This window comes from Bacillus sp. GbtcB10 (genome assembly GCF_019091365.1).
Classification (GTDB): Bacteria; Bacillota; Bacilli; order Bacillales; family Bacillaceae; genus Bacillus; species Bacillus altitudinis.
In genome coordinates this window covers 1-264 of sequence record NZ_JAGXJP010000200.1, presented here as the reverse complement: position 1 = coordinate 264, position 264 = coordinate 1, and the positions used below count along the sequence as shown (strand labels likewise).

The 264-nt window shown below is 30.7% G+C and carries 1 protein-coding gene; it reads right to left on the bottom strand.

All coding sequences use genetic code 11. The features are described from left to right. A partial coding sequence (locus KVT11_RS20075; RefSeq protein ID WP_217609171.1) for a PD-(D/E)XK nuclease family transposase occupies positions 1–208 on the bottom strand: 208 nt, incomplete at its 3' end. Positions 209–264 lie beyond the last annotated feature (56 nt).

Here is a 264-nt window from a genome sequence, read left to right as displayed (position 1 = left end):
CTAAAATAGACAATTTATCATCCTTCTGCTCTCTTGGAAGATGCGGATCATCTAAGTGCAAAGATGTAATTTCTTCATCAATAGATGATTGTAGTACCGCGTTAAGAAATCCAATTAATATATCTTCATTTCCTTCTACTCCAAACAAACGCTTAAAAGCATAATCAACTCGTAAATTTACTAGATTCTTTTTTACATATACACTCATGTTCTCCCTCTACCTTTCTCGTTTTAAAATTGTATTTAAGAGCATAAAAAAAGATA